Annotated in this window: 17 protein-coding genes; 14 read left to right on the top strand and 3 right to left on the bottom strand. The window is 66.9% G+C overall.

Annotated elements, in window-relative coordinates; translation table 11 throughout:
* Nucleotides 1-113: 113 nt before the first annotated feature.
* Both AC50YM_RS18060 and AC50YM_RS18055 read left to right on the top strand, forming a co-directional pair.
* Nucleotides 114-1370: a sensor histidine kinase gene (locus AC50YM_RS18060; protein WP_494958344.1), complete on the top strand. Its 1257-nt coding sequence runs from the start codon at nucleotides 114-116 to the stop codon at nucleotides 1368-1370.
* Nucleotides 1367-2047, top strand: a complete 681-nt coding sequence (locus AC50YM_RS18055) for a response regulator (RefSeq protein ID WP_494958326.1) — start codon at nucleotides 1367-1369, stop codon at nucleotides 2045-2047. Before AC50YM_RS18060 ends, AC50YM_RS18055 begins: the two co-directional genes overlap by 4 nt.
* Nucleotides 2048-2212: 165 nt before the next feature.
* Here AC50YM_RS18055 and AC50YM_RS18050 read toward each other — a convergent pair whose 3' ends face one another.
* The gene (locus tag AC50YM_RS18050) at nucleotides 2213-2755 is read right to left on the bottom strand and encodes a hypothetical protein (protein WP_494958343.1); all 543 of its coding nucleotides are present in this window, start codon (nucleotides 2753-2755) and stop codon (nucleotides 2213-2215) included.
* 325 nt (nucleotides 2756-3080) lie between these two features.
* Here AC50YM_RS18050 and AC50YM_RS18045 point away from each other — a divergent pair, with 325 nt between their 5' ends.
* From AC50YM_RS18045 to rlmB, 6 genes are all read left to right on the top strand, one after another.
* Nucleotides 3081-3563, top strand: a complete 483-nt coding sequence (locus AC50YM_RS18045) for a CarD family transcriptional regulator (protein ID WP_024367191.1) — start codon at nucleotides 3081-3083, stop codon at nucleotides 3561-3563.
* Between the two features lie 204 nt (nucleotides 3564-3767).
* Nucleotides 3768-4586: an IspD/TarI family cytidylyltransferase gene (locus tag AC50YM_RS18040; protein ID WP_494958325.1), complete on the top strand. Its 819-nt coding sequence runs from the start codon at nucleotides 3768-3770 to the stop codon at nucleotides 4584-4586.
* A 2-nt stretch (nucleotides 4587-4588) separates the two neighbouring features.
* A complete protein-coding gene (ispF, locus tag AC50YM_RS18035; protein WP_494958324.1) occupies nucleotides 4589-5125 on the top strand; it encodes a 2-C-methyl-D-erythritol 2,4-cyclodiphosphate synthase in 537 nt (178 codons plus the stop codon).
* A gap of 13 nt (nucleotides 5126-5138) precedes the next feature.
* Nucleotides 5139-5498 (top strand): hypothetical protein, encoded by a 360-nt coding sequence (locus AC50YM_RS18030; protein WP_494958323.1) that lies wholly within the window; start codon nucleotides 5139-5141, stop codon nucleotides 5496-5498.
* 50 nt (nucleotides 5499-5548) lie between these two features.
* Nucleotides 5549-7018 (top strand): cysteine--tRNA ligase, encoded by a 1470-nt coding sequence (cysS, locus tag AC50YM_RS18025; protein WP_494958322.1) that lies wholly within the window; start codon nucleotides 5549-5551, stop codon nucleotides 7016-7018.
* A gap of 155 nt (nucleotides 7019-7173) precedes the next feature.
* Entirely contained in the window at nucleotides 7174-8160 is a 987-nt protein-coding gene (gene rlmB, locus AC50YM_RS18020; RefSeq protein WP_494958321.1) for a 23S rRNA (guanosine(2251)-2'-O)-methyltransferase RlmB, read from the top strand.
* A 150-nt stretch (nucleotides 8161-8310) separates the two neighbouring features.
* Here the strand turns inward: rlmB and AC50YM_RS18015 are convergent, their stop codons facing one another.
* On the bottom strand, nucleotides 8311-9114 hold the full coding sequence (locus AC50YM_RS18015) for a carbon-nitrogen hydrolase family protein (protein WP_494958320.1): 804 nt from the start codon (nucleotides 9112-9114) through the stop codon (nucleotides 8311-8313).
* 117 nt (nucleotides 9115-9231) lie between these two features.
* Between AC50YM_RS18015 and glgX the strand changes: the two genes are divergently transcribed.
* From glgX to AC50YM_RS18000, 3 genes are read left to right on the top strand one after another with little or no spacing between them, the layout of a single operon-like run.
* Nucleotides 9232-11346: a glycogen debranching protein GlgX gene (gene glgX, locus AC50YM_RS18010; RefSeq protein ID WP_494958319.1), complete on the top strand. Its 2115-nt coding sequence runs from the start codon at nucleotides 9232-9234 to the stop codon at nucleotides 11344-11346.
* 30 nt (nucleotides 11347-11376) lie between these two features.
* Nucleotides 11377-11922 (top strand): guanyl-specific ribonuclease, encoded by a 546-nt coding sequence (locus AC50YM_RS18005; protein ID WP_494958318.1) that lies wholly within the window; start codon nucleotides 11377-11379, stop codon nucleotides 11920-11922.
* A 7-nt stretch (nucleotides 11923-11929) separates the two neighbouring features.
* Nucleotides 11930-12286, top strand: a complete 357-nt coding sequence (locus tag AC50YM_RS18000; RefSeq protein WP_494958317.1) for a barstar family protein — start codon at nucleotides 11930-11932, stop codon at nucleotides 12284-12286.
* A 170-nt stretch (nucleotides 12287-12456) separates the two neighbouring features.
* Here AC50YM_RS18000 and glgP read toward each other — a convergent pair whose 3' ends face one another.
* Complete coding sequence (glgP, locus tag AC50YM_RS17995) at nucleotides 12457-15075, bottom strand: alpha-glucan family phosphorylase (RefSeq protein ID WP_494958316.1); 2619 nt, start codon at nucleotides 15073-15075, stop codon at nucleotides 12457-12459.
* A gap of 169 nt (nucleotides 15076-15244) precedes the next feature.
* Here glgP and AC50YM_RS17990 point away from each other — a divergent pair, with 169 nt between their 5' ends.
* The 3 genes from AC50YM_RS17990 to AC50YM_RS17980 are packed head-to-tail and all read left to right on the top strand — an operon-like array spanning nucleotide 15245 to nucleotide 22804.
* The gene (locus AC50YM_RS17990; protein ID WP_494958315.1) at nucleotides 15245-17299 is read left to right on the top strand and encodes an alpha-1,4-glucan--maltose-1-phosphate maltosyltransferase; all 2055 of its coding nucleotides are present in this window, start codon (nucleotides 15245-15247) and stop codon (nucleotides 17297-17299) included.
* On the top strand, nucleotides 17296-19092 hold the full coding sequence (gene treS, locus AC50YM_RS17985; RefSeq protein WP_494958314.1) for a maltose alpha-D-glucosyltransferase: 1797 nt from the start codon (nucleotides 17296-17298) through the stop codon (nucleotides 19090-19092). The genes AC50YM_RS17990 and treS overlap by 4 nt, the downstream gene beginning before the upstream one ends.
* A 1-nt stretch (nucleotide 19093) precedes the next feature.
* Nucleotides 19094-22804, top strand: a complete 3711-nt coding sequence (locus AC50YM_RS17980) for a 1,4-alpha-glucan branching enzyme (protein WP_494958313.1) — start codon at nucleotides 19094-19096, stop codon at nucleotides 22802-22804.
* Nucleotides 22805-23165: the final 361 nt, after the last annotated feature.

The following is a 23165-nucleotide window of genomic DNA, read 5'->3' as shown; positions in this document are numbered from 1 at the left end:
GTCCAGTGAACTGTTACGCCCCAATAGGTGAACGTTAGCTGAACCGAAGCGGGAATAGCGGTAGATGTCAGTTTCTGAAGCGGGGCACAGCATAAGCTGGAGCCGTGGATCCAATGCTCATCGGCGTGATCGCCGGCCTGGTCGGCCTGTCGCTTGGCGTCTTCGGCGTGCTCGCGTTCCGGGTCAGCGAGCAACAGCGCAAACTCGTGGACGTCGAGTTCGAGGATCCGTCGATTCCCGAAGGTGCCGCCCAGGTTCTGGCAGTCATCGGCCGGGCCTTCGTGGTGGTGGACGCGATTGACGGCGTCGTCAGAGCCAGTCCCGCCGCCTATGCCTACGGACTGGTCCGCGGGCACACGCTGGTTCACGAACAGCTGCTGGAAATGACGGCGAAAGTGCGGCGCGACGGTGTCATCCTGGAAAAGCAGCTGGAACTGCCGCGCGGTCCGCTGGGGCAGGGCACCATCATTGTCCAGGTGCGTGCGGCCATGGTTGCTGAGGAGTACATCCTCCTGCTCGCCGACGACCGGACCGAATTCACGCGTACCGAGGAAGTCCGGAACGACTTCGTGGCCAACGTCTCGCATGAATTGAAGACGCCGGTAGGGGCCATCTCGCTGCTGGCGGAGGCGCTCGAATCCTCGGCGGATGACCCGGCCGCCGTCCGCCGCTTCGCCCAGCGGATGCACAAGGAATCCGCCCGGCTGGCCGCTCTCGTGCAGGACATCATCGAACTCTCCCGGCTGCAGGGCACCAACGTTGCCCAGCAGGGCCGGGCAGTTGACATCAACACGGTGGTGTCCGAGGCCGTGGACCGTTCGCAGCTGCCGGCGGAAACCAAGAACATCGAACTCGTCGTCGGGGGTCACGCGGACGCGATGGTCTATGGCGATCAGGACCTGCTGGTGACGGCGCTGCGGAACTTGATCGACAACGCCATCCGCTACTCCCCGGAGAACACCCGGGTCGGAGTGGGCATCCGAACCAAAGACGGCCTCGTGGCAGTCTCGGTGACAGACCAGGGCGAGGGGCTCTCGCCGGAGGACCAGGAGCGCGTCTTTGAACGCTTCTACCGCGTCGACGCCGCCCGGTCGCGGCATACCGGCGGCACCGGCCTTGGCCTGAGTATCGTCAAGCACGTGGTCGCCAACCATGGCGGCGAGGTGACCCTGTGGTCAAAACCCGGGCAGGGCTCCACGTTCACCATCCGGCTGCCGGAACTCGAAGGCCAGGACCTCGACGGCGTTCCCCCGGCCCGCCAGCAGGCGGCACGGGCGGACGGCCAGCCGGCGCCCCACGGCCCCTCCCAGAATCCCAGAACACTACGAAGTGACGCCGCCGGCGTCCACGAGCAAGGAGCTACCGCTTGAGCAGGATTCTGATTGTCGAGGACGAAGAGTCGTTCAGCGACCCGCTGTCCTACCTACTGGGCAAGGAAGGGTTCGAGGTGGAAGTGGTGGATAACGGGCTCGACGCCATCACCGAATTCGACCGCAACGGCGCCGACCTGGTGCTGCTCGATCTGCAGCTGCCCGGACAGTCGGGGACCGAGGTTTGCCGGCAACTGCGGCAGCGCTCGTCCGTCCCGGTCATCATGCTGACGGCGAAGGACGCGGAGATCGACAAGGTGGTGGGACTGGAACTCGGGGCCGACGACTATGTCACCAAGCCGTACTCGTCCCGGGAGCTGGTGGCCCGGGTCCGGGCCGTGCTGCGCCGCCAGGGCGAGCCCGAGGAACTGGTCTCCAGCACCGTACAGGCGGGGCCGGTGCGGATGGATATCGAGCGGCACGTGGTCACCGTCGGCGGCGAACAGGTCGCCTTGCCGCTGAAGGAATTCGAGCTGCTGGAAATGCTGCTGCGGAACTCCGGCCGGGTCCTGACCCGCGGGCAACTGATCGACCGGGTCTGGGGATCGGACTATGTGGGGGACACCAAGACCCTGGATGTGCACGTCAAACGGCTGCGCAGCAAGGTTGAGCCGGATCCTTCCGCGCCGCGGCACCTGATCACGGTCCGCGGGCTGGGCTACAAGTTCGAGCCCTAACTCCCCCAGAGGGTCCAGTCGTGGGGGCCCGGGCCCGGCAGTCGTGGGGGCCCGGAGGCCTGGGCCCCGCGGGGCGTCGGGCCCGGAGGCCGGCAATCGGACAACAGACAAAATGGAGGGGCACCCTGACCGGGTGCCCCTCCTTTTGTGTGCTGGTGGTTCGCGCTAGTGGTTCGCGCTGGTCGTCGGCGACGGGGTCGACGTCGGCGTGGCCGTACCTGTCGGCTCGCTGCCTGCCGGGAGGTACTGCTTGTAGTCGGGGATCGTGCCGTCCAGCACCGGAATCTTGACCTTGGCGTTCTGGTTGGTGCCGTCCTCGGTGATGCTGACCTCGACGAGGGATCCGGGAACTCCGCCCGTGCTGCTCAGGATGGCCTCATCGGTGGAATCGTTGAGCAGCGCGTAGGAGTTCTGCTTGACCGGGATCTGGGTCTGGGACCCACCGGAACCGGCGATGGTCAGCTTCACATCCTCTGAGGAGGAGTTGTAGACAGCGCCGATCACCCGGCCGGGCTTGTCCTCGCCGGCAGAGATGATCATCATGTTGCGCAGCTGCAGGGGACCGACACTGGCCTGGGTTCCGTCCGAAGCAGCGTACTGCGCGGAGGTGGCCTGGGGGTTGATGTAGCTGCAGCCAGTTACGGACAGCAGGCCGACGCCCAGAACAGCCGTTGCCATTGCCAGCTTGCCGCGCTGGCCCCGGTTCATCGCAGTGAAACCCACGTCACGCACCCCTTGAGAGTCTTGGAACATTATTCAGCCATAGCCTATCGGCAATCCCCGCCAAACGATGATTCCGGCCGTACACAAAGCCGTGCACAACGCCGTCGGCGGAGACTCCGGCTGGCGCCCGGGGAGGGTCTGCGCTCTTGGCAAAGGGAGCGCGCATGCACTATTATCCGGGTTCGTCAAGGGGTCGGAGGGGCCCGATTGGGGCCATTTTCCCCGTATTCATGCGGTTCTTGGGCGTATCGCGTGGCAGTTGTATGCCTTAACCGTGATAAACTGGTCTGCGGGAAAGGGGAATGTCCACATGGTTTTTGAGGTCGGCGAGACAGTAGTTTACCCTCACCACGGTGCAGCGAAAATTGAAGAAATCAAAATGCGCACTGTCAAGGGCGAAGAGAAGATGTATCTCAAGCTCAAGGTGGCTCAGGGTGATCTGACCATTGAAGTTCCAGCAGAAAACGTTGATCTGGTTGGCGTCCGGGATGTGGTGGGCAAAGAAGGTCTGGAGCACGTGTTTGAAGTGCTGCGGGCCGAGTTCACCGAAGAACCCACCAACTGGTCACGTCGCTACAAGGCAAACCTGGAGAAGCTTGCTTCCGGTGACGTCATCAAGGTGGCAGAGGTCGTTCGCGATCTGTGGCGCCGCGATCACGATCGGGGTCTCTCCGCAGGGGAGAAGCGCATGCTGGCCAAGGCACGCCAGATTCTGATTTCAGAACTGGCGCTTGCTGAGAAGACTGATGAAGAGAAGGCCGCAAGCGTTCTCGACGAGGTCCTGGCTTCCTAATTGAACAGACGAGAATCGAACCCCGGTAGCGCAACGCTGCCGGGGTTTCTTTTCGCCGCTTTTCAGCCGCACGCTGGGCGGCTCCGATGTCGGACCCTGCCCCTGGAGACCGGCCGTCGAGGTGTCACTTAACGCCCATGTTCTCGACGAACATGGGCGCTAACTGTCACCTCGACGGGCGGTCTGCGACGTAGGCTTGTGCGCATGGACTCTGCACCGAGAACTCCCGTCACCGCGGTTATCGTCGTCGCCGCCGGTTCCGGCCAGCGGCTGGGCTACGGCATGCCGAAAGCCAAGGTTCCGCTGGGCGGGGACAGCATCCTCACCCACGCGCTGCGCGGTGTCGCCGCTGCCGGCCTCGCGCAGCAGATCTGCATCGCCATCCCGCCCGGCGACCGGGAACTCCGGGCGCTCTGTGCGGCCTTCGAGCAGGAACTCAAAGCGGAACGCGGGCACCCGGGCGCCCCGGATGACGGCGTGCAGCTCCCCGTTGTGACTGTCGTCGACGGCGGCGCCACCCGCGCCGAGTCGGTCCGGGCCGCATTGGCGGCTCTCCTGCCTGCCACGGAAGCCGTCCTGGTCCATGACGCCGCCCGTGCCCTGACGCCCGAGGGTGTCTTCCGCCGGGTCTCCCACGCCCTTGCGGCCGGTGCCCTGGCCGTCATCCCGGTCATCCCGGTGGTGGACACGGTCAAGACGGTGGCCCAGACAACCGGCGACGGCGCCGCCATTGCCCCGGAGCTCGTGACCGGAACCGCAGCCCGGGAGACCCTCCGGGCAGTGCAGACGCCGCAGGGCTTTGAGCTGGCCACCCTGAAGCGGGCCCACGAGGCCGCGTCAGGGTTCGACGCCGGCCAGGCGGCGGCCGTCACCGACGACGCCATGCTGGTGGAACTGCTCGGTGTCCCGGTCCACGCGGTGCGCGGCGCCAGCCAGTCGCTGAAGATCACCACGCCGCTGGACCTGATCATCGCCGAGGGTCTCCTCGAGGGCCCGCTGGGCGCCCGCTGGGTCGAAGGCTGAGCATGTCCGGAACCCCGAACGCCCCGCTGCCCTTCATCCCGCGGACCGGCATCGGCATCGACGTCCACGCCTACGCGCCCGAGGACGCGCCCCAGCCGCTCTGGCTCGGTGGGCTGTTGTGGGACGGGGAGCGCGGACTGTCCGGCCACTCCGACGGCGACCCCGTCGCCCACGCCGCCGCCGACGCCCTGTTCTCCGCCTGCGGCGTCGGTGACCTCGGCACGCACTTCGGCACCGACCGCCCGGAGTACGCCGGGGCCTCCGGCGTGACCCTGCTGGCCGAGGCGGCGCGGATCGTCCGCGCCGCGGGCTTCGAGATCGGCAACATTGCCGTGCAGTTCGTTGCCAACCGGCCGAAATTCGGCCCGCGCCGGGAGGAATCACAGCGCGTCCTAAGCGCGGCAGCGGGCGCCCCGGTCAGCGTCTCGGCTACCACCAGCGACGGGCTGGGCTTCACCGGCCGCGGCGAAGGGATCTCGGCCACGGCGACGGCCCTCGTCTACCCGTCCGGCGCGGCGTCCCCGACGTCCGTCGCCTAGGCTTAACGGACCCATGCCTTTCGACAACACCAGGAGACCCGCCGTGAAAAAGCTGCTGCCCGCCGTCGTACTTATGGCCGGACTGCTGCTCACCGGCTGCGCCGGGACCCCGAGAATGAGCATCCCGGACAGCTGCGCGTTCCTGAACAAGGACACCTTCGTCCCCACGGGCAACCAGCAGCAGCAGGCCGAACAGATCTCAAAGCACTACCAGGAAGTCGCGGACAAGGTCGCGCCCGAGGTGGCGGCCCCGATCCAGAAGATGGCCGACATCATGAAAGCGGCCTCCGGCACGTCCCCCGGGGCCAAGAGCGCCGAACAGGACAAACAGCTCACCGAACAATTGAACAAGATCGGCGAGCACTGCAAGTAGTACCGCCGGCCGCACGCCGGGTCCGGAGCCCCATCGGCTAATCTGGAGCGGTGACCCTGCGCTTCTATGACACTGCATCCGCCGAAGTCCGCGACTTCGTCCCCCTCGTTCCGGGCAAAGTGAGCCTGTACTACTGCGGCGCCACGGTGCAGGGCATGCCGCACGTCGGGCACATCCGTTCCGCCATTGCCTTCGACCAGCTCACCCGCTGGCTGCAGTACCGGCAGTTCCGCGTCACGGTGGTCCGCAACGTCACCGACATTGACGACAAAATCCTGGCCAAGTCGGCGGATTCCTTCGCCCCTGACTTTGAGGGCGAGCCGGGCTCGGTCCGCGAGGAGGAATGGTGGGCGCTGGCCTACCGCTACGAGCAGGAATTCCTCAAGGCCTACGACACCCTGGGAGTCTCCCGCCCCACCTATGAGCCGCGCGCCACCGGCCACATCCCGGAAATGCACGTGCTGATCCAGCAGCTGATCGACCGCGGCCACGCGTACCCCGCCCTGGATGATTCCGGCGACGTGTACTTCGACGTGCGCTCCTGGGCCAAGTACGGCTCGCTGACCCGGCAGAAGATCGATGACATGCAGGGGGCTCCCGACGCCGACCCCCGGGGGAAGAAGGATCCGCGCGACTTCGCGCTCTGGAAGGGCCATAAGGACGGCGAGCCGACGACGGCGAGCTGGGCCTCGCCGTGGGGCGCCGGCCGGCCGGGCTGGCACCTCGAATGCTCCGCCATGGTCACGAAGTACCTCGGCACCGAGTTCGATATCCACGGCGGCGGGCTGGACCTGAGGTTCCCGCACCACGAAAACGAGATGGCCCAGTCCCAGGCCGCGGGCCACGGATTCGCCAATTTCTGGATGCACAACGGCATGGTCACCTACGCCGGCGAAAAGATGTCCAAGTCGATCGGCAACACCGTCAGCCCGGCCGAAATGCTGGAACTCGCGCCGCCGCGGGTGGTCCGGTACTACCTCGGCCAGGCGCAGTACCGCTCCGTGCTGGACTACCAGCCGACGTCCCTGTCGGAGGCGGCAGCAGCCATGGAACGCATCGACGGCTTCATCGGCCGCGCCGTCCGGACCCTTGCGGGCGTCGATGGCAGCACCCCCGCCCGCTACGGCTTCGCCAGCTACGGCATCGTCCCGGACGCTTTCGCGGCCGCGATGGACGATGACCTCAACGTCCCGCAGGCCCTGGCGGTGCTCCACGAAACTGTCCGCACCGGAAACACCGCCCTCACCGCAGGGGAACTCGACGCCGCCCGGCAGGCGCTCCTCAGCGTCAACGACATGCTGCGTGTGCTGGGTATCAGCGCCACCGCGGGGCCGGCGGTTGACGAACAGGGCAGCACTGCCCTGGGCGTCCTCGTCGAAGCACAGCTGGCGGCCCGGGCCCTGGCCCGCGCCAACAAGGACTGGGCCGCCTCGGACGCCATCCGGGACACGCTCGCGGCTGCCGGCGTCGTCGTCGAGGACAGCGCGGACGGCGCAAGCTGGAGCCTCAAACGAGCCTGATCCGGCGCCGATCCCGAGCCGTTCCGTCGCCGATCCCGAGCCGTTCCGGCGCCCAGAAGGGGCCCCGGCTGACCCTGCGGTTCAGGATTTAACCCGAGTCAGTAGACTGGAGTTCAGACTTATTAACGAATCAAGTACTTAAAAGGGTGAAACTTATGGCCAACAACGGTCGCCGGTCGGTCAAAATGAAGAAGGGCCCCAGCGTCGGAACTGGCGGTCACGGCCGCAAGGCTCTGGAAGGCAAGGGTCCCACTCCCAAGGCGGAGGACCGTCCCTACCACAAGGCCCACAAGAACAAGCAGCTCGCGGACCGCTCCGCGGCCAAACGGCCGGGCGCCCCGCGCAGCGCCGGCGCACGCTCCGGCCCCAAGGGCCGTGCCACCGAGGAAGTCGTCACCGGACGCAACTCGGTGGTCGAGGCACTGCGCGCCGGTATCCCGGCCAAGGCCCTGCACGTAGCCATCCGCATCGAAATGGATGACCGGGTCAAGGAGTCCCTCAAGCTGGCCGCCGAACGTGGCATCCCGCTGCTCGAAACCGGCAAGCCCGAGCTGGACCGGATGACCGACGACGCCATCCACCAGGGCCTTGTGCTGCAGATCCCGCCGTACGAATACCAGGACGCCTTCGAGCTGGCCGAGGAGACCCTCGAGAGCTGGAAGAAGGGCCACGTCAGCAATGCTCCGCTCTTCGTCGCGCTCGACGGCATCACCGATCCGCGCAACCTTGGCGCCATCATCCGCTCGGTCTCGGCCTTCAGCGGCCACGGCGTCATCGTGCCGGAGCGCCGCTCCGTCGGCGTCACCGCATCGGCCTGGAAGACCAGCGCCGGCGCAGCCGTCCGTGTTCCGGTGGCACGCGCAGCCAACCTGAACAACACGCTCAAGGCCTTCAAGAACATGGGCATCTATGTTCTGGGGCTCGACGGCGACGGCGACGTTTCGCTGCCCGACCTCGCCCTGGCCACCGAGCCGGTCTGCCTCGTCGTTGGTTCCGAGGGCAAGGGCCTCAGCCGCCTGGTCCGCGAAAACTGCGACCAGATCGTTTCCATCCCGATCGACTCCGCCATGGAGTCGCTCAACGCCTCCATGGCCGTCGGCATCTCCCTCTACGAGATCTCCCGGCAGCGCGCCGCCAAGTAGTAGCCTCCAATTAGCACCAGCGGGCTGTAGCGGTTCTCAAGACCGGCCACAACCAACGCGGGGTCCTTTCGCGCCCCTCCTGTCCCCGGGGGGGGGTGCGAAGTGACCCCGCGTTGGTTGGCGGTTGTTGTTGGCGGCGGATGCCTTCGGCTAGAACTTGTGGCGGTTGGCGAGGACCGGGAGTTTTTCGCGGGCTTCCTTCACGACGGCGGGGTCCAGGTCGGCGAACAGCAGGCCCGGGGCGCCGTCGAGCTCCGCCACGACCTCGCCGAACGGTGACACGACGAGGGAGTGCCCGACGCCGGTGGGCGCCGCGCCCTTGGACTGGAGTCCCTGGCTGGCCGGGTCGCCCTGGCCGCAGGCCAGGACCAGCGTGGTGGAATCCGCGGCGCGGGCGCGGGCCAGGAGCTTCCACTGCTCGGCCTTGCCGGGCCCGGAGCCCCAGGAGGCGCACACGATGTTCACCTCGGCGCCGCGGTCCGCGTTCTCGGTGAACAGGTCCGGGAAACGGATGTCGTAGCAGGTGGCCAGGCCGAACGTCACACCGTCGAACTCAAAGGTGACGGGCTCCGTCCCGGCGTCCACGGTGTCCGATTCCGCGAAGCCAAAGGCATCGAAGAGGTGGATCTTGTCATAGCTGGCCGCCACCCCGCGGCCGGTGACCAGCAGGGTGTTGCGCACTTTCGCGCCGTCCCCGGCAGCACCGGGGGTGAACATGCCGGCGACGATCACGATGTCCTGTTCCGCCGCAATGGTGCGCACCCGGGAAGCCCATGGGCCGTCCAGCGGTTCAGCGATGTCCAGCAGCGAGTTGCCGAAGGCCCGCATCGTGGCCTCGGGGAACACCACGAGCGCCGCGCCGCCGGCCCTGGCGCGGGCCGCATAATCCTCCACAAGGGCAAGATTTCCGGCAAGATCGCGTCCGGTAATGACTTGAGCGAGTGCAATCCGCACAATTACCTCCAAATTAGGGCGCCGGTTCCAGTATGCAACGCCGCCATTCCGTAAACTGCACTTCGTCAGGAAAACGGAATCAGGGTCTCTTTGTTCGGTCCCGCTAAACTCTAAGCAATGGTTATGCCCTACGTAGACACAGCTTCCACCGTAGACGCCTCGCGCGCGTTTCCGCTGGGAATCAGCGATCCGAACACCGGTTCGCCGGCAATGGACGATCCTCGGAGTGCCTTTGCCAATGTCGCTGTCTACGCGCCGGGCGTGACGACCCTGGAGATCGCCTATCAGGCTCCCGGCGGCACCTGGCAGTTGAAGACCCTGCCAAACGTGACCGACGGCGTGCACCACGGCATCGTCGAAGGCATCCCGGCCGGCTCGCGCTACGGTTTCCGGGCCACCCCGGACCACGAGGCCCTCCCGCTGTCCATGCCCGCCCCGGATTTCGACGCCGGCGGTGAGCAGCCGCTGCTGCTGGACCCCTACGGCCGCGCCGTGGACGAGCGCGAGGATTTCATTACGAGCGTCAGGATGCACAGCGGCTTCGACTGGGGCCACGACCGCGGTCCCAGGATTCCGTGGCGCAACACGATCATCTACGAGGCCCACGTCCGCGGCCAGACCAAGCTCCACCCGGACGTTCCCGAACACCTCCAGGGCACCTATGCCGGGCTGGCGCACCCGGCCATGATCGAGCACTTGATCGCGCTCGGCATCACCGCCGTCCAGCTCCTTCCGGTGCACTTCCACGTGGACGAACCGCACCTGCAGAATCTCGGGATGACGAACTACTGGGGCTACAACACGGCCGCGTTCTTCGCCCTGCACCCCGGCTACGCCACGGAGGCAGCCCAGGCTGCGGGCGCGCAGGCCGTCCAGGACGAGTTCAAGGGCATGGTCAAACTCCTGCACGCCGCGGGCATCGAGGTCATCCTGGACGTCGTCTACAACCACACGGCCGAGGGCGGCAGGGACGGCCGGGCGCTCAGCTTCCGTGGCCTCGGCGAGATGACGTACTACCGCAATGACGGGCACGGCAGATACGTGGACACCACCGGATGCGGCAACAGCCTCAACTTCGGTGATCCCCGCGTGGTGCAGCTGGTGCTGGATTCGCTGCGGTACTGGGTGACGGAGTTCCACATCGACGGTTTCCGCTTCGACCTTGCGGTGACGCTGGCCCGGAACGCCGCCAACGAGTTCGATCCGCGGCACCCGTTCCTGGTCGCCGTTGGAGCCGATCCGGTGCTGTCCGCGACAAAGCTCATCGCCGAGCCCTGGGACGTCGGTTACGGGGGCTGGCAGACCGGACGTTTCCCGGCGGGCTGGGTGGACTGGAACGACCACTTCCGCGACGCGGTCCGCAGCTTCTGGCTTGCGGACCGCGCCGCGATCGACGCCGGCGGGCAGGGCGGGTCCGTTGCGCGTCTCGCGGACGCGCTCTCCGGTTCCGCGCGCCTGTTTGAGCAATCCGGCCGGTCCCGGCTCGCCTCGCTCAACTTCGTCACCGCCCATGACGGCTTCACCCTGGCTGACCTCGTGTCCTACGACCGCAAGCACAACGAGGCCAACGGCGAACAGAACCGTGACGGCCACGGCGACAACCGCAGCTACAACCACGGCTTCGAGGGTCCCACGGAGGACGAGGAGATCCTGGCCAAACGTGCGCAGTCCAGCCGCAACCTGATGGCGTCGCTGATGATTTCGCAGGGCGTTCCGATGATCACCGCCGGCGACGAGATCGCCCGGACCCAGCAGGGGAACAACAACGCCTACTGCCAGGACAACCCCATCAACTGGATCGACTGGACCAGCACTCCCGAATCACACTCCATGCTCCGCACCACTAAGCGAGTGATCCGGGTCCGCAAGGAATTCCTGGCCGGTCAGCCGCATGACTATCCGACGCGCGAACTGCAGTCGTACTTCCACTGGTTCGACGAACATGGCCAGCCGATGGCCGGCGATCGCTGGCAGGATCCGGGATACCGGGTGGTGCAGCTCCTGCTGGGTTCCGATGACGGCCACATGGACGGCCTCGTTGTGGTCAACGGCGGCGCGAGGGACGTCAAGGTCACGCTGCCGCTGCTCAGCAATGCGGACGGGACCGGCAACCGGCTCTTCGAACTGCGCCTGACCACCTCCGGGCTGCACGACCTGCGCCAGGGTGTCCGGGTCGCATCCGGGGAACGGGACATCGTGCAGGCCAATTCCATCAGCATCTACCGCACGTAGCCCGGCCCTGGACTCAGAAAGAAACTCGCGATGAAGGTCCAACGGCTGACCGCCCTGCTTGCCCTGCTGGTCGCTCTGGCGGTGCTGGCGTTCGTCCTTGCGGGTGTCCCGACGACGGGAACCCCGCCCGGGGCCGGAACGACCAGTTCCGGCGCCAGCACCGCCGCAACGGACCCGGCGGCCCAGCCGGGCCCGGCCCTGCCCGGCGCCGCGGAGCCCGCCGCCCCGGCCCTGCCCGGCGCCGCGGAGCCCGCCGCCCCGGCCCCGCCGCGCGCCATCGCGAACCAGTCCGGGCTGCCGGAGGTGAGGGCTTCCGAACTTCCCGCCGAAGCCCGCCGGACCCTGGCGCTCATCGCCCAGGGCGGCCCGTACCCCTATACCCGGGACAACGTCACCTTCGGAAATTTCGAGCGGATTCTTCCGCGGAAATCCTCCGGCTACTACAAGGAATACACGGTCAAAACCCCGGGCGAATCGGACCGCGGAGCCCGCCGGATCGTGGCCGGCCAAGCCGGCGAAAAGTACTACACCCCGGACCACTACAACTCGTTCAAATTCATCGTCGAAGGCAAGTAGGGAACCCTTGAAAATTTACTCCGCGGACACCTGGACCAACGAGGAACTGCAGGCACTCGTGGCCGACGCCGGCCGGCGCGCCGTGTTGATTCCCGCCGCTGACACCAAACGCAGCGTCCTCGAAACGTTCGCCGAGACGCTGGACTTCCCGGCGGACTACGGCGTGAACCTCGACGCCCTCAACGATTCGCTGCACGACTTCGCCGACGCCGTCGCCGACGACGGCCAGACCCCGATCACCTTCATCTGGGAGGTCCCCGCCGCCTTCCGTTCGGACCGGTCCTTCGGCGTCATCTGCGAAATCCTGCAGGACGCCGAACGGTACGCCGGCAAGAACCTGGCCGTCATCGCCGTCTGCCTGTAGCCGGACAGCCAACAAACGCCACGATGCACAACAGCAAACAAGCGCCGCAATAGGCGACCGCAAACAAGCGCCGCAATAGACAACAGCGCCGCATCCCGGTCATCCGGGGTGCGGCGCTGTTGTTGGCTGGCGCGCGAGCGGGTGGGCAACCCGCGCCGGCTGCCTGCGGCTCAGGCGTTGACGATCAGGCCCAGTTCCGCTTTGGACGCGAGGGCGTCGTGCTTGGGGAGCACCCGGACGGTGTACCCGAAGGAACCGGAGCGGTCGATCACCAGGGTGCCGCTGAACAGGTGCCGGCCCCGGCCAAGGTCTTCCGTCGCCTTCAGCTCCGCCACCGTGATGTCGGCCAGTTCGTCGCTGTCCTCCGCCCGGCCGTACGCCACCTCAACGGACACATCGTCCGGGGTCAGATCGTGCAGGGCCACGTAGGCGTTGACCTGGAGGATGTCGCCGATCTGCGGGTCCTCCGAGACACCCACCGAGTCCACATGCTCCACCTGGATCTGCGGCCAGGCGGCGCGGATCCGGGAAATCCAGGCCGCGAGGGCCTTGGCCTCGGCGAAATTGTTCTGTCCGGCCCGGCGGCCGGCGACGGCGGCCGGCCGGTAGAGGACGTTGACGTAGTCCTTGAGCATCCGGTCGGCGGAGACTGCCGGGCCCAAATGCGACATGGTGTGCTTGATCATCGACACCCAGTGCGTGGGGACCGCCTGCCGGCCGGGCTGGGAGGGCCCTGCCGCGCCGGCGCCGTCGGACACGGTGAGTCCGTAGAAGCGCGGGGCGACCTGCGTCTCCAGCAGCTCGTACAGCGCGGCCGCCTCGATGTCGTCGCGCTCCTCGGGCGATGCGTCGTTGTTGGCAGTCGGAATCGCCCAACCGTTCTCGCCGTCGAACATCTCGTCCCACCAGCCGTCCAGCACCGAGAGGTTGAGCGAGCCGTTCAGGGCGGCCTTCATGCCCGAAGTGCCGCACGCCTCGAGCGGACGCAGCGGGTTGTTCAGCCACACATCGCACCCCGGGAACAGGGTCCGCGCCATGGCAATGTCGTAGTTGGGCAGGAACACGATCCGGTGCCGGACGGCCGGGTCGTCGGTGAACCGGACGAGGTCCTGGATCATCTTCTTGCCCGCGTCGTCCGCCGGATGTGACTTGCCCGCGATGACCAGCTGGATCGGGTGCGTCTTGTGCAGGAGCAGCGCCTTGAGCCGGTCGGGCTCACGCAGCATCAGCGTGAGCCGCTTGTAGGTCGGCACACGCCGGGCGAAGCCGATGGTCAGGACATCAGGGTCCAGCACGGAATCGGTCCACGCGAGCTCGGCGTCGGCCGCCCCGCGCTTCTTCCAGGCCGCCCGGAGGCGGCGCCGGACGTCCTCAACGAGGGACAGGCGCATCTCCCGGCGCAGGGACCAGACATCCTCGTCGCTGACGTTGTAGGCGAGGTCCCAGCGGCCCTGCGCTTCCGCGTCGGCGCCGAACTGGTCCCGTGCCAGTGCGGACACCCGCGGGTCCACCCAGGTGGGCACGTGTACGCCGTTGGTGACCGACGTGATGGGCACTTCCGAGTGGTCGAATCCCGGCCACAGCGCGGAGAACATTCCGCGGGACACCACGCCGTGCAGTTTGGCCACGCCGTTGGCGCGTTGCGCCAGCCGCAGGCCCATTACCGCCATGTTGAACACGAACGGGTTGCCGTCGGTGTAGTCCTCGCGGCCGAGGCTCAGGATCTTGCCCACCGGCACGTTCGGGGCCAGCCCGGCGTCGAAGAAGTGCTGGATCTGCGAGACTTCGAAACGGTCGATACCGGCCGGGACCGGGGTGTGGGTCGTGAAGACGGTGGAGGCCCGGCCGGCGGCCAGGGCTTCGTCCCAGCTCAGCGGCTCGTCGGCGGCCATCAGTTCCTGGATCCGCTCGACCCCGAGGAAACCGGCGTGGCCTTCGTTGGTGTGGAACACTTCCGGCGCGGGGCTCCCGGTGATTTTCTGGAACGCGCGCAGGGCCTTGACCCCGCCCATGCCAAGCAGCAGCTCCTGCTGAAGGCGGTGATCGCCGCCGCCGCCGTACAGCCGGTCCGTGATGCCGCGCGCGGCCTCGTCGTTGCCCGGAACGTTGGAGTCAAGCAGCAGAAGCGGGACACGCCCGACGTCGGCCCGCCAGACGTGCGCGAGAAGCCGCCGTCCGTTGGGGAGCGGCAGGGAGATCTGGACGGGCTTGCCGTTGCCGTCGGCGGACGCCTCGCGGAGCAGGGTCAGCGGCAGCCCGTCCGGATCCAGGACCGGATAGGTTTCCTGCTGCCAGGCGTCGCGGGACAGGGACTGCTTGAAATAGCCGGCCTGGTACAGCAGTCCGACGCCGATCAGCGGCACGCCCAGGTCCGAAGCGGCCTTCAGGTGGTCGCCGGCGAGGATGCCGAGGCCGCCGGAGTACTGCGGCAGCACTTCGGTGATGCCGAATTCCGGGGAGAAGTAGGCGATGCACGCCGGTGCCCCGTCGCCGAGGCTCTGGTACCAGCGGGGCTGTTCGAGGTACCGGTCGAGGTCCTCGGCGGCGGCGTGGACCCGGCGCACCACGTCCAGGTCGGCGGCGAGCCGCTGCAGCTCCTCGCGGCTGACCAGGCCGAGGAAGCTCACCGGGTCGTTGTCGCTTTCGGCCCAGATCTTCGGGTTGAGGCCCTTGAACAGCTCCCGCGTGGGCCGGTGCCAGGACCACCGGAGGTTGGTGGCCAAGCGGGCCAGCGGCCGGATGGACTCTGGGAGGACGGTTCTGACGGTAAATCTGCGGATTGCCTTCACCTGCGAAACACTAACCGACAACTGGCGGGCTCGTCACGGCTTCCAGTCGCATTCGCGTAAATGACGGACCGGGGTCCGGAAAACCTCCGGAAAAACGGAGCAGGCTTAGCAATCTCGGCCATTTGTCGCTAACGTCGAGGCTGTGACGACTAACTCGCGAAGCAGTGCCATGTCCAAGCAAAAGCCGAAGGCTCTGATCACGGAGGGTCTTCATTTTGGCCGTTTTCCGATCACCGCCGTACAGCCCGCAGTCGACGGCGGGAAGTTCCCCGCCAAGGCCACGGTGGGAGAAAGCCTCGTGGTGGGCGCCACCGCGTTCCGCGAGGGCCATGACCGGCTCGGGGTCAGCGCCGTGCTGCTCGATCCGCGCGGGAAAGAACGCCAGCGCGTCCGTCTCGCACCGCCCCGGGGCCCGCGCGGCCAGGGAACCGACCGCTGGGAAGGGCTCCTGACCCCGTCCGCCACCGGCGCCTGGTCCTTCGTGATCGAGGCCTGGCATGACAGCTACGGGACCTGGCACCACAACGCCGAGGTCAAGGTGGAAGCCGGCATCGACGTCGAACTGATGCTGGCCGAGGGCGCCGCACTGCTCGCCGAAGCGTCCGAGGACCCTTCCCGCCCGTCCGCCGACCGGCGGACCCTCCGGATGGCCGTCGTCGGGCTCAACGACGCCGGCAAGACCGCTGAGGAACGCCTTGCGGCCGGGTTCAGCCCGGAGGTGACCGACGTCGTCGAGCGCCAGCCGATCCGGGAACAGGTCACCGTGTCCGAGCAGTACCCGCTGCTGGTGGAGCGCGAACTCGCCGGCCGGGGCGCCTGGTACGAGTTCTTCCCGCGGTCAGAGGGTGCCGTCCGCAACCACGAAACCGGCGAGTGGACCTCCGGCACCTTCCGGACCGCCGCCACCCGCCTCGACGCCGTCGCGGCGATGGGTTTCGACATCATCTACATGCCGCCGATCCACCCGATCGGCATCCAGCACCGCAAGGGCCCGAACAACACCCTGCTGGCCGGACCGCACGATCCCGGCTCGCCGTGGGCCATCGGGGCCAAGGAAGGCGGCCACGACGCCATCCACCCGGACCTGGGCACCTTTGAGGACTTCGACGCCTTTGTGGCACGGGCCGGACAGCTGGGGCTGGAAGTGGCCCTGGACCTGGCGCTGCAGGCCGCCCCGGACCATCCCTGGGTCGAAAGCCATCCCGAGTGGTTCACGACCCGGGTTGACGGCAGCATCGCGTACGCCGAGAACCCGCCGAAAAAGTACCAGGACATCTTCCCGCTCAACTTCGACAACGATCCCGCCGGCCTCTCCAACGAGATCCTGCGCATTGTCTTCCTTTGGGTGAGCCACGGCGTCAAGATCTTCCGCGTTGACAACCCGCACACCAAGCCGGTGTGGTTCTGGGAATGGCTGATCGGCAAGGTCAACAAGAAGCACCCCGACGTCGTCTTCCTCGCCGAGGCGTTCACCCGCCCGGCCATGATGCACGCCCTGGGCCGGGCCGGCTTCCAGCAGTCCTACACGTACTTCACCTGGCGGAACACCAAGGAGGAGCTGGAGGAATACTTCCAGGAAGTCAGCCACGAATCCCCGGCCTACTTCCGGCCGAACTTCTTCGTCAACACCCCGGACATCCTGACCGAATTCCTGCAGTACGGCGGGCCGGCCGCGTTCAAGATCCGGGCCGCGCTGGCCGCCACCGCGAGCCCCATCTGGGGCGTCTACGCCGGCTTCGAACTCTACGAGCACGTGGCCCGGCCCGGCGCCGAGGAGTACATCGACAACGAGAAGTTCGAGTACAAGGCCCGGGACTGGGACGCGGCCGCCGAGTCCGGCCGCACACTGGCCCCCTACCTCACCCGGCTCAATGCCATCCGGCACGCCCACCCCGCCCTGGGGGACCTGCAGAACCTGACGGTGCACAAGAGCACGGACAACGCCACCGTCGTCTATTCGAAGCACAAGACCCTCCCCGACGGCACGAAGGACACCCTGATCATCGTCGTCAACGTGGATCCGCACGGCATCCGCGAGAGTACGGTGACGCTGGATCTCGCGGCGCTGGAGCTGGACCCGGAGAACCTCACGCACAATGGCGGGTTCATGGTGGATGATCTGTTGACCGGCGAAAGCTGGGAGTGGGGGGAGTACAACTACGTTCGACTGGACGCCCATGTCGAACCCGCACACATTCTTTGCATCCGGAGGCAACACGCGTGAGTTTCAGCCCGACCAACCCCAACCAGCACTTCAGCCCGAAGGGGTCCTTTGAACTGAACGCGCCCGGCCTGCAGCACGATCCGCACTGGTACCGCAAGGCGGTCTTCTACGAGGTCCTGGTCCGCGGGTTCGCCGACGGAAACGGTGACGGCTCGGGTGACTTCCACGGGCTGATCGAGAAGCTGGACTACCTGCAGTGGCTCGGCGTCGACTGCCTCTGGCTCCCGCCCTTCTTCCAGTCCCCGCTGCGGGACGGCGGCTACGACATCTCGGACTACAACTCCGTGCTCGACGAATTCGGCACCATCAGCGATTTCAAGCGTCTCGTCGCGGAGGCCCACGCCCGCGGGGTGCGCGTGATCATCGACCTGCCGCTGAACCACACCTCGGACCAGCACCCCTGGTTCCAGGAGTCGCGCAAGGACCCGGACGGGCCGTTCGGTGACTTCTACGTCTGGAGCGACACGGACGAGAAGTACGAAGACGCCCGTATCATCTTCGTGGACACCGAGGAATCCAACTGGACCTTCGACCCGATCCGGCGCCAGTTCTTCTGGCACCGTTTCTTCAGCCACCAGCCCGACCTGAACTTTGAGAACCCCAAGGTCATCGACGCCCTCTTCGACGTCGTCCGGTTCTGGCTGGACCAGGGGATCGACGGCTTCCGCGCCGACGCCATCCCGTACCTCTTCGAAGAAGAGGGCACCAACTGCGAAAACCTGCCGCAGACCCACGAATTCCTGCGGAAACTCCGCAAGATGGTCGACGAAAACTACCCGGGCCGCGTGATCATCGCCGAGGCCAACCAGCCGCCGGCCGAAGTGGTCGAATACTTCGGCACCGAAGCGGAACCGGAATGCCACATGGCCTTCCACTTCCCGATCATGCCCCGGCTGTACTACGCACTGCGGGACCAGAAGGCCGCACCCATCATCGAGACGATGAAGGACACCCCGGCGATTCCCGAAGGGGCGCAGTGGGGCACTTTCCTGCGGAACCACGATGAGCTCACGCTGGAAATGGTCACCGCCGACGAGCGGGCGGCCATGCTCGGCTGGTACGCCCCGGACCCGCGTATGCGGGCCAACATCGGTATCCGCCGCCGGCTGGCGCCGCTGCTGGACAATTCCCGGTCTGAGATTGAACTCATCAATGCCCTGCTGCTCTCGCTGCCCGGTAGCCCGTTCCTGTACTACGGGGACGAGATCGGCATGGGAGACAACATCTGGCTCGAGGACCGCGACGCGGTCCGGACCCCGATGCAGTGGAACCCGGACCGCAACGCCGGGTTCTCCAGCGCGGACCCCGGCAAGCTCTACCTGCCGGTGATCCAGTCGCTGGTCTACAACTACAGCATGGCCAACGTTGAGGCCGAAGCCGCCCACTCGGGGTCGCTGCTGCGCTGGACCAGGCAGATCCTGAGCGTCCGGAAGGCCCACCCGGCCTTCGGGCTGGGCGGGTTCGAGCACGTCGAGGCCGACCACGACGTCGTCCTCGCCTACCTGCGCGAGTTGCCGGAGGGCAACTCGGCCGGCGAGGAGAGTGAGACCATCCTGTGCGCCTTCAACCTCTCCCAGCACCCTGTCGCCACCACCCTGCGGGTGCCGCGGTTCGCAGGGCGGGGCCTGCGGGACGTGTTCGGCGGCCAGGCGTTCCCCGGAATCTCGGAGGACGGCACCCTGACGCTGACCCTGGGCAGCCACGACTTCTTCTGGCTGCGGATCCGTTCGGCCGCCTCCAACCCCGCGTCGCCCTACACCCAGGCCATGCCCATCCTGTCCATCGAAGGCTGACATGACCCGACCCACCCTCACCCCCGCCCTGAGCGGTCTGCTCGGCGACTGGCTTCCGCGCCAGCGCTGGTTCCCCGTCAAGAGCGCGGCGTTCAGCTTCGCGCCCGCCGGCGGACTGAGCCTCGAGAGCGGTCCCGGCTCGCCCGACGCAGCCGAACTCGAGGTGCTGCTGCTGGCCGTGAGCTACCCGACGCCGAACGGCTCCCGGACCGACGTCGTCCAGGTCCCGCTCAGCATCCGCCGGTCGCCCCTGGCCGGGGCTGACACAGCGCTGATCGGGCAGGTTGCCGGATCCGGCCCCGCCGGTGCGGCCGCCGACGCCGGCGGCGGGCCCGAAGCCCGGTGGATTTACGACGGCGTCCACGACCCGGCGTTCATCGCGGCGTGGCTGGAACTCATCCGGCTCCGCGGCGCCACCCCCGCCGGGAACGCGTCCGGCCACCTCGTTGAGTCCGGCTACCGGCTGCCGCGGGCCACCGGCGTCGTGCAGGTTCTCACCGGGGAGCAATCCAACAGTTCGGTGATTGTCGACGACGGCGAATCGGCCGCGATCCTGAAGTTCTTCCGGGTGCTCTCCGACGGGCAGAACCCCGAAGTGGAAATCGGGGCTGCCCTGACAGCACGGCGCACCACTGAGGTGCCCGCCACCCTTGGCTGGGTCACCGGTGAATGGGAGACCCCGGCCGGGGAGCAAGGCGCCGCCCTGCGCGCGCGCGGCGAACTGGCCGTGGCGCACGAGTTTCTCGCCGGCGGGCTGGACGCCTGGCGTCTGGCCGTCAATGCCGCGACCATCGGCCGGAGCTTCGCAGCGGAGGCCCGCGGGCTCGGCGCCGCCACCGCCACGGTGCACCGCCGCCTGGCCCAGGCGCTCGGCGTCGCCTCCGAATCCGTCCCGGGCGGCGACATTGCGCCCGGAGTAGCCGAGCGGGTGCGGCAGTCCTGGGGGCAGGCCGGAGCCGCCGTCGGGCCTTACGGTGAAGCACTGAACGGACTCCTGCAGCGCCTCGACGGCAGCAGCGCCGGCCCCCTGCAGCGGATCCACGGCGATCTGCACCTCGGCCAGATCCTGCAGGTTCCGGGCGGCGCCGGAGACGCGCCGCGCTGGGCCATCCTCGACTTCGAGGGGGAGCCACTCCGGCCGATCTCGGAGCGGAACTTCCCGGACGTCCCCTTGCGGGATGTCGTGGGAATGCTCCGTTCCTTTGACTACGCCGCCGGCGCCGCCGTCCGCGAGCACCCGGAGGCAAACGTCCCGGCCACCTGGGTTGACGACTGCGCCGAGGCCTTCCTGGCCGGCTACGCCGGAGTCATCCCCGGCGGCATCGACCGCGATTCGCCGCTCTTCGTGGCCCTTTGGCTCGACAAAGCCCTTTATGAAGTCATCTACGAATTACGCAACAGGCCGGACTGGCTCGCCATCCCGGTCCACGCATCACGTCGTCTCCTCGGAAGTACAGGTTCCGGCGACCCCGCCGAAGCCGCAGTGGAAGGTATCAAAATGACAGGCTCAGCAAGTATCGAAAGTCCCGGAAGTCCGCTGCCGGTGGACGCGGATACCCTGGCAAGGGTCGCCGCCGGGGAACACCACGCGCCGCACTCCGTTCTGGGGGCGCACCTGGACGACCACGGACATGTCACCATCCGCACGGTCAAGCACCTCGCCGAAGCAGTCGCCGTTGTGACTGCTGCCGGTACGTACCCGATGACACACGAGTCCGGCGGCGTCTGGGTTGCCGTGCTGGAGCCGCTGGAATCCGGCCACGTGCCGGATTACCGGCTGGAAGTGAGCTACAAGGGCCAGGCGCCGCAGCCCGCCGACGACCCCTACCGCTACCTGCCCACGATTGGCGAACTCGACCTCCACCTGATCGGTGAAGGCCGCCACGAGCGCCTCTGGGATGTGCTCGGCGCTCACGTCCAGCACTACAAATCAGCCATGGGCGACGTCGACGGCGTGTCCTTCGCCGTGTGGGCGCCCAACGCCCAGTCAGTCCGGGTCAAGGGCGACTTCAACGGCTGGGATGGCCGGCAGCACTCGATGCGTTCCCTCGGCTCCTCCGGGGTCTGGGAACTGTTCATCCCCGGCGTTCCAGCAGGGGCGTGCTACAAATTTGAAGTCCGGACCAAGCACGGTTACTGGGTGGAGAAGGCGGATCCGCTGGCCTTCGGCACCGAGATTCCGCCGCTGACGGCGTCCCGCGTCGTGGAGCCCTCCTACGCGTTCAAGGACGCGGAATGGATGGAAACCCGGGCCGGACGGGATCCGCACAACTCGCCGATGAGTGTCTACGAAGTGCACCTCGGATCGTGGAAGGCCGGCCTCAGCTACCGCGAGCTGGCCAAGGAACTGGTTGAGTATGTCAAGTGGCTCGGCTTCACCCATGTGGAGTTCATGCCGGTGGCGGAGCACCCGTTCGGCGGCTCCTGGGGCTATCAGGTCACGTCCTACTTCGCGCCGACCTCGCGCTTCGGCCACCCCGACGAATTCCGGTACCTCGTGGACGAACTCCACCAGGCCGGCATCGGCGTACTGCTGGACTGGGTGCCGGCGCACTTCCCCAAGGACGAGTGGGCGCTGGCCCGGTTCGACGGCGAGGCCCTCTACGAGCATGCCGACCCCAATCTGGGCGAACACCCGGACTGGGGAACCCTGATCTTCGACTTCGGCCGACGGGAAGTCCGCAACTTCCTGGTCGCGAACGCACTGTACTGGCTCGACGAATTCCACATCGACGGCCTGAGGGTGGACGCCGTTGCCTCGATGCTCTATCTCGACTACTCCCGCGAGGCAGGCCAGTGGCAGCCGAACCGCTACGGCGGACGGGAGAACCTCGAGGCCATCTCCTTCCTCCAGGAAGTCAACGCCACGGTCTACAAGACCCACCCCGGTGCAATCATGATCGCCGAGGAATCCACCGCGTTCCCGGGCGTCACGGCGCCCACCAGCAAGGGCGGCCTGGGCTTCGGGATCAAATGGAACATGGGCTGGATGCACGACACGCTCAAGTACATGGCGGAAGAGCCGATCAACCGCAGGTGGCACCACGGCACCATCACCTTCTCGATGGTGTACGCCTACACGGAGAACTTCCTGCTGCCGATCAGCCACGACGAGGTTGTGCACGGCAAGGGTTCGATGCTCCGGAAGATGCCGGGGGACCGCTGGCAGCAGCTGGCGAACCTTCGAGCCTTCCTCGGCTACCAGTGGGCGCACCCGGGCAAGCAGCTGATCTTCATGGGCACCGAATTCGGCCAGGAGACCGAATGGTCCGAACAGTACGGCCTGGACTGGTGGCTGGCGGAGACCCCGGCGCACCGTGGGCTGCAGCTGCTGACCAAGGACCTCAACGAGGTGTACAGCGCCACACCGGCGCTCTACGAACAGGACAATGATCCCGCCGGCTTCCAGTGGATCAACGGCGGGGATTCAAACCGGAACGTCCTGACGTTCATCCGCCGGGACGCCAAGGGCAGCCCCGTCGTGTGCGCCTTCAACTTCTCGGGGGCCCCGCACGCCGACTTCCGGCTCGGCGTTCCCTCCGCAGGGGTATGGCAGGAACTGCTGAACACCGACGCCGAAGCGTACGGCGGATCCGGTGTCCTGAACGAAGGCAAACTGACCGCGACTGACCTCGAGATCGACGGCCAGCCGGCCACGCTCACCGTCACGCTGCCTCCGCTGGGCGCCGCGTACTTCAAACCCCTGGGGTAACGGGCGACTGGCAATAACGACTGGGCAGCCTGGCTTCCCTCAAAAAGCCCGGAATCCGCGTGGTTCCGGGCTTTTTGCTGCCCTTTTGAGGCCCCGCAGAGGGGCCGTTCGTCCTGCTTTTGTCAGCGGGGCAAAGTGGTGGTAGAGTTTATTTCCGCGCTGCTCCCCGGAGTTGAACGGCCACCAAGACCCAGAAGCCTCACGGCGAGAATGGGTTGGGGATGCCGATTTGACAAGGGTGAAGCGGCCCGGTAAGTTAGTGAAGTTGCTCCGGAGCGATCCGCGACCTGTGGTTGTGGTGGTGCCGGGTGTGTCTGTTGTTTGAGAACTCAATAGTGTGCCAAGTTTGTTGATACCAATT

It is taken from the genome of Pseudarthrobacter sp. RHLT1-30-1 (genome assembly GCF_059383415.1).
This window is presented reverse-complemented; position numbering and strand designations above follow the sequence as displayed.

What these genes read in the sequence shown, in the direction of transcription:
- rlmB (WP_494958321.1), top strand. Translation starts at nt 7,174, where the DNA reads ATGGCCAACAACGGTCGCCGGTCGGTCAAAATGAAGAAGGGCCCCAGC.
- AC50YM_RS18060 (WP_494958344.1), top strand. Translation starts at nt 114, where the DNA reads ATGCTCATCGGCGTGATCGCCGGCCTGGTCGGCCTGTCGCTTGGCGTC.
- AC50YM_RS18050 (WP_494958343.1), bottom strand. Translation starts at nt 2,755, where the DNA reads ATGAACCGGGGCCAGCGCGGCAAGCTGGCAATGGCAACGGCTGTTCTG.
- AC50YM_RS17980 (WP_494958313.1), top strand. Translation starts at nt 19,094, where the DNA reads ATGACCCGACCCACCCTCACCCCCGCCCTGAGCGGTCTGCTCGGCGAC.
- AC50YM_RS18045 (WP_024367191.1), top strand. Translation starts at nt 3,081, where the DNA reads ATGGTTTTTGAGGTCGGCGAGACAGTAGTTTACCCTCACCACGGTGCA.
- AC50YM_RS17990 (WP_494958315.1), top strand. Translation starts at nt 15,245, where the DNA reads ATGTCCAAGCAAAAGCCGAAGGCTCTGATCACGGAGGGTCTTCATTTT.
- AC50YM_RS18040 (WP_494958325.1), top strand. Translation starts at nt 3,768, where the DNA reads ATGGACTCTGCACCGAGAACTCCCGTCACCGCGGTTATCGTCGTCGCC.
- glgX (WP_494958319.1), top strand. Translation starts at nt 9,232, where the DNA reads ATGGTTATGCCCTACGTAGACACAGCTTCCACCGTAGACGCCTCGCGC.
- ispF (WP_494958324.1), top strand. Translation starts at nt 4,589, where the DNA reads ATGTCCGGAACCCCGAACGCCCCGCTGCCCTTCATCCCGCGGACCGGC.
- AC50YM_RS18030 (WP_494958323.1), top strand. Translation starts at nt 5,139, where the DNA reads ATGCCTTTCGACAACACCAGGAGACCCGCCGTGAAAAAGCTGCTGCCC.
- AC50YM_RS18005 (WP_494958318.1), top strand. Translation starts at nt 11,377, where the DNA reads ATGAAGGTCCAACGGCTGACCGCCCTGCTTGCCCTGCTGGTCGCTCTG.